Origin of the sequence: Rudaea sp. (assembly GCF_036383415.1) — a bacterium.
Lineage (GTDB): Bacteria > Pseudomonadota > Gammaproteobacteria > Xanthomonadales > Rhodanobacteraceae > Rudaea.
In genome coordinates, this window is the sequence record NZ_DASVOK010000144.1 from 1 (window position 1) to 4873 (window position 4873).

The following is a 4873-nucleotide window of genomic DNA, read 5'->3' on the forward strand; positions in this document are numbered from 1 at the left end:
AAGCCGCGCAGCACATGCTCGACCGCGGCCTCACCCGTGCCGCGGTCATTGCCGCGGACAGCGACTGGGCCGAACGCGCCGCCGCGGCGTTCCGCGCCCAATTCGAGGCCGGACACGGCAGCGTGATCGGCGAATCGCGGCTGAAGGCCGGCGAATTGAATTTTTCCACAAATATAAAAAGTGCGCTCGCCGCGTTGCCTGCGCAAAGCTCGGGCACAGGCAACGATGCGGCTAACTTGGTCAACAGCGGCGTGTTCATCAGCATGACCCCGCAGCAGGCGCGCCTGTTCGTGCCGCAGCTCAAGCTTGCTGGCTACGTCAACCTGCCCGTCTTTGCCACTTCGCATCTGTTCGGCGGCCTGACCAACCCGGGCATGGATCGCGATCTCGACGGCGTCGAGTTCTGCGACGCGCCATGGTTGTTCGATGCCGTGGTCGGCCTGCCGCGCCACGGCGACATCGCCAACTCGCTCGAATCCGCGCGCGGTGCCGGCGCGCGCCTGTTCGCGATGGGCATGGATGCCTATGCCCTCGTTCCCTATCTCGACTGGATGAACCAGCACCACGATGCCTATCTGCCCGGCGCGACCGGCCAGCTCGGCAACGACGGCAGCGGCCGCATCCAGCGCCTGTTGACCTGGGCACGCTTCAACGAAGGCGTCGCCGCGCCGGTCAGCGGCAGCCTGCAGATCAGCAATCCACCGACGCCGTGAGCGGCAGCCCGGCGCGATGAGCACGCGCGCAATCGGCGAGCTCTGGGAAAGCGCGGCGCTTGCCCATCTGCGCAAAGCCGGATTCGAGCTTGTCGCGCGCAACTTCCATTGCCGCTATGGCGAGATCGACCTCGTCATGCTCGATCGCGGCGGCTGCGATGGAGATGCCTTGGTCTTCGTCGAAGTGCGCTATCGCGACGATGCGACGCGAGGCGGCGGCACCGCCTCGGTCGGCGCGGCCAAGCAGCGCAAGCTCGTGCAGACCGCGCAGATGTTCCTGCAGGCACATGCACGATTCGCCCACCTGCCCTGCCGTTTCGACGTGATCGGCTGCGCCGGCACGCCACTGCAACCCGTCTTCGAATGGACGCGCAATGCCTTCGAAGCGGTATGAAGACATTGCGCATTCAGCGCCGAGTCACCGCCCAAGCGCAACCGTACCGCCACCGCCCCGAACCCATCGCCATGAATCGCCCATTGTATAAATTGATACTCCTTCTCGCCTTGGCAACGCCGCTGCTGCAAGGCTGCCTGCTCGCCGTGGCCGGCGCTGGCGTGGCCGCAGGAGTCGGCGTGGCGCACGATCGTCGTGATGCCAGCACCGTGCTCGCCGACCGCCGCCTCGCCTTGAGCGCAAGCGACGCGATCAACCGCGACAAGGCGTTCGTCGAGGACGACAACTTCGTCCATACGGTCGTCTACAACGGTACTCTGCTGCTCTGCGGTCAGTTGCACAGCGCGGAACTCAAGCAGCGCGCGCAGGCGCAGGTCGAACATCTCGACGGCGTCAAGCGCGTGGTCAACGAAATCGAGGTCACCGACGAACCGATCGGCTTCTGGCGCCGCCGCGCCGACAACACGATGACCGCGCGCGTGAAGACCGCGCTGCTCGACATCACCAGCCTCAATGATTTCGATCCGAGCCGGGTCAACGTGACCACGGTCGACAGCGTCGTCTACCTGATGGGCATGGTCAGCCGCGAAGAAGCCGACGCGGTCGTCGAAGTCGCGCGCAATGTCACTGGCGTCGCCAAGGTGGTGAAGGTTTTCGAGTACGCCGAGCCCGCCGCGCGCGACTCGTAAGGGTTCGACTGTCGCGCGTCCCGCGCGAAAGAAATTGAATGCGTTCGCGCGCCCCTAGGCGAGATAGTCGTGCACGACCTCGCCGTACGGCAGCAGCAGATCGGCCTTGAGATGCACGGCCGAGACGACTTCGCGCACCGGCAGGTCGGCCACCGGTGCGAGCGCGTGCGCGAACAGGTCGAGCGCGCCCGGCCCGGTCCACGCGCCCTTGAACTCCTTGCATTGCATTGCATAACGCACGAGTTCGCAGATGCGCGGCGTGCCGTCGACGTGCGGCAGGATCTTGAGCAGCCAGGCCGGCGCCTCGAGGCTCGCGATCGCCTTGTTGCGGTCCATCGGCGCGTACTTGTAGCCCATCGTGCCGCGCGCGACCGGCATGTCCGAATAACGCAGCTCGCCGACCAGCGTGTCGCGATGCACCTTGAGCGTCGGCTCGCCGATCTTCTTCGGGAAGCCCCAGAGCTCACGCCCGCCCGCGGTCGGCGGATGGTCGTCAAGGAACATCATGCGCACGTAGCCGCCGACCTCGCCCTTGTACTTGACCGGGATGACCTGGCCCGACTCGGTGTAGTCGCCGAAGCCGGTCGAGTCCGGCATGCGGATGAACTCGTACTTCACCACCGGATCGGTCATCTCGAGCGGCGCCGGAACGACCTTCGCGAGCGCGTCGGGATCGGTGCGATAAGTGATGATCAGATATTCGCGATCGACGAACAGGTACGGCCCCGGCGGATAGGCCGGGTTGTCGATCGGCATCGCGAATGCGTTCTTGCGGATTTCGTCTTCGGTCATGGCAGCAGCATCTGGATGGAAACGGGGTTCGCCCCTGCCGACGAGAGAAGGGCGATCGCACTATCCCACAAGTTTCGTTAAGACCGTCAGCGCGAGCGCGGCATAGACGCCGGCAAGAACATCGTCGAGCATGACGCCGAGTCCACCCTTGATGTTGCGGTCCGCCCACGACACGGGCCAAGGCTTGGCGATGTCGAAAAGACGGAACAGCGCGAACCCTGCCGCAAGCAGCCACCACGCGGACGGCAGCCACAGCAGCGGCACCAGCGCGATCCATTGACCGATGAATTCGTCCCAGACGACGAAGCCCGGGTCGTCGACATGCAACCTGTCGACAACGCGCGCGCAGGCCCACACACCGAGCGCGAATGCGAGCGCGACGACGGTGAAATACAACGGCGACGGTAGTTCGCGCAGCGCCAACCAAGGCAACAGCGCGGCCAGCGAACCCGCCGTGCCGGGCGCGACCGGACTCAGCCCCGAGCCGAAGCCGCAGGCGATCCAGCCGGCCGGGTCGCGCAGCAGTGCGGCGCGTTGGCTTGCATCGAGTTTCATGGCGAAAAATGTTCCCAGCCCGGACGCGGCGGCGCCGCGAGGCTGCCGTCCGCAGCACGTACGCGCACGCCCGGCTCGGCGACGATGCAGCCTATGCGCGTCGCGGCGCAACCACTGCGCGCAAGATCGTCGAGCAGTTCAGTTGCGATCGCCGGAGCGGCGCTGAAGCACAACTCGTAGTCGTCGCCGCCGGCGAGCTGCAACGGCATGCGCGCTTCGTCGGCGACGAGGCCGAGCAGCGCCGGCGATGCGGGCAGCAGCACCAGATCGATTTCCGCACCGACCGCGCTGGCCGTGCAGATGTGGCCGAGATCGGCGACGAGGCCATCCGACACATCGATGCAGGCATGCGCGCGGCGGCGCAGCAGCAAGCCTTGCGTGATGCGCGGCGTGGGTCGGTTCAACCTCGAGATCAAATGCTCCTTCCCTTCAGGGACCGGACTCTGCAGGAGCGCCAACCCCGCCGCCGCGTCGCCGAGCGTGCCGGTGACGAACACCGCATCGCCAACCTTCGCACCATCGCGGCACAGCGCCAACGATTCCGGCACGAAGCCGTGCACGGTGACGGTGATCGAAAGCGGCCCCTGCGTCGTGTCGCCGCCGACGAGGGCGAGGTCGAATTCGCGCGCGAGCGCGGCAAAGCCATCGGCGAACGCCGCGACCCACGCGACATCGGCTACGGGCAAGGTCAACGCCAGCGTCGCCCACGCCGGTTGTGCTCCCATCGCGGCGAGGTCGGAAAGGTTGACCGCGAGCGACTTCCAGCCGATGTCGAACGGCGCCGTATCCTTCGGGAAATGCACACCTGCCACGAGCGTGTCGGTGCTGACCGCGAGCACCTGCCCCGCTGGAACCGCGAGCAGCGCCGCGTCGTCGCCGATGCCGAGGCGCACATCCTCGCGCGCGACCGCGCAGCGCGCGCGGATCAGGTCGATCAGCGCGAATTCGGCCACGTCAGCCGCGCGAGTTGGCAGCGTATTCCGTCGGCCGCGCCTGCGCCGCGAACTTGTCGAGCACGCCGTTGATGTAGGTGTGGCCGTGGTCGGCACCGAAGCGCTTGGTCACTTCGATCGCCTCGTTGATGACGACGCGATATGGCACATCGATGCGATGGCGCAGTTCGTAGGCAGCGAGGCGCAGCGCCGCACGCTCGATCGGATCGACCTGGGCGACGCTGCGGTCGAGGAACGGCGCAAGCGCCGCGTCGAGCTCGGCGCAGTGCGCGTCGACGCCGCGCAGCAGGTCCTCGAAGTATTCGACATCGGCGACTTCCATGTCCTGCTCGTGGCGGAATTCGTCGATCACCTTCGCCATCGAATTGCCACTCAGCTGCCAGGCATAGATGGCCTGCAGCGCGCGCCGGCGCGCGCGCGAACGCGCGGCGAGATCGACGCCGTCGGGGCGGGCTTTATTCATTGCGTTCGTCCTTGATCGCCGTCTTGATCGCAACGTTCAGTTTTTCGCATAGATCCACCACCTCCAGTGCTGCGAGCGCGACCTCCTCGCCCTTGTTGCCATGCGCGCCGCCGGCGCGCGCCTGCGCATCGGCATGACGCTCGACCGCGAGCACGCCGTTGAGCACGGGCACGCCGGTATCGAGCGCGACGCGCATCAGGCCCTGCGCGCAGCCGTCGGCGACGTGTTCGTAATGCCGCGTTTCGCCGCGCACGACGCAGCCAAGCGCAATGATCGCTGCATGCGCTTGCGTCAGCGCGAGCTTTTCCGCCGCG

The 4873-nt window shown here is 66.6% G+C and carries 8 protein-coding genes; 3 read left to right on the forward strand and 5 right to left on the reverse strand.

Translation table 11 applies throughout. The annotated features are described in order from the left end of the window. The 3 genes from VF497_RS05670 to VF497_RS05680 form a co-directional block, all read left to right on the forward strand. Positions 1-713 (forward strand): penicillin-binding protein activator (locus tag VF497_RS05670; protein WP_330886658.1); only part of this gene is annotated, 713 nt, incomplete at its 5' end. A 16-nt stretch (positions 714-729) separates the two neighbouring features. Further along, complete coding sequence (locus VF497_RS05675; protein ID WP_330886659.1) at positions 730-1107, forward strand: YraN family protein; 378 nt, start codon at positions 730-732, stop codon at positions 1105-1107. Between the two features lie 71 nt (positions 1108-1178). Beyond that, on the forward strand, positions 1179-1796 hold the full coding sequence (locus VF497_RS05680) for a BON domain-containing protein (RefSeq protein WP_330886660.1): 618 nt from the start codon (positions 1179-1181) through the stop codon (positions 1794-1796). A gap of 54 nt (positions 1797-1850) precedes the next feature. Here the strand turns inward: VF497_RS05680 and VF497_RS05685 are convergent, their stop codons facing one another. From VF497_RS05685 to ribH, 5 genes are all read right to left on the reverse strand, one after another. Continuing rightward, entirely contained in the window at positions 1851-2588 is a 738-nt protein-coding gene (locus VF497_RS05685; protein WP_330886661.1) for an acetoacetate decarboxylase, read from the reverse strand. A gap of 60 nt (positions 2589-2648) precedes the next feature. Then, positions 2649-3143: a phosphatidylglycerophosphatase A gene (locus VF497_RS05690; RefSeq protein WP_330886662.1), complete on the reverse strand. Its 495-nt coding sequence runs from the start codon at positions 3141-3143 to the stop codon at positions 2649-2651. After that, a complete protein-coding gene (gene thiL / locus VF497_RS05695) occupies positions 3140-4096 on the reverse strand; it encodes a thiamine-phosphate kinase (RefSeq protein ID WP_330886663.1) in 957 nt (318 codons plus the stop codon). Before thiL ends, VF497_RS05690 begins: the two co-directional genes overlap by 4 nt. Position 4097: 1 nt before the next feature. Then, entirely contained in the window at positions 4098-4559 is a 462-nt protein-coding gene (gene nusB / locus VF497_RS05700) for a transcription antitermination factor NusB (protein WP_330886664.1), read from the reverse strand. Beyond that, positions 4552-4873: 6,7-dimethyl-8-ribityllumazine synthase (ribH, locus tag VF497_RS05705; RefSeq protein ID WP_330886665.1), on the reverse strand; the 322-nt coding region annotated here is incomplete at its 5' end. The genes ribH and nusB, both read right to left, overlap by 8 nt.

What these genes read in the sequence shown, in the direction of transcription:
- nusB (WP_330886664.1), bottom strand. Translation starts at nt 4,559, where the DNA reads ATGAATAAAGCCCGCCCCGACGGCGTCGATCTCGCCGCGCGTTCGCGC.
- VF497_RS05685 (WP_330886661.1), bottom strand. Translation starts at nt 2,588, where the DNA reads ATGACCGAAGACGAAATCCGCAAGAACGCATTCGCGATGCCGATCGAC.
- VF497_RS05690 (WP_330886662.1), bottom strand. Translation starts at nt 3,143, where the DNA reads ATGAAACTCGATGCAAGCCAACGCGCCGCACTGCTGCGCGACCCGGCC.
- VF497_RS05675 (WP_330886659.1), top strand. Translation starts at nt 730, where the DNA reads ATGAGCACGCGCGCAATCGGCGAGCTCTGGGAAAGCGCGGCGCTTGCC.
- VF497_RS05680 (WP_330886660.1), top strand. Translation starts at nt 1,179, where the DNA reads ATGAATCGCCCATTGTATAAATTGATACTCCTTCTCGCCTTGGCAACG.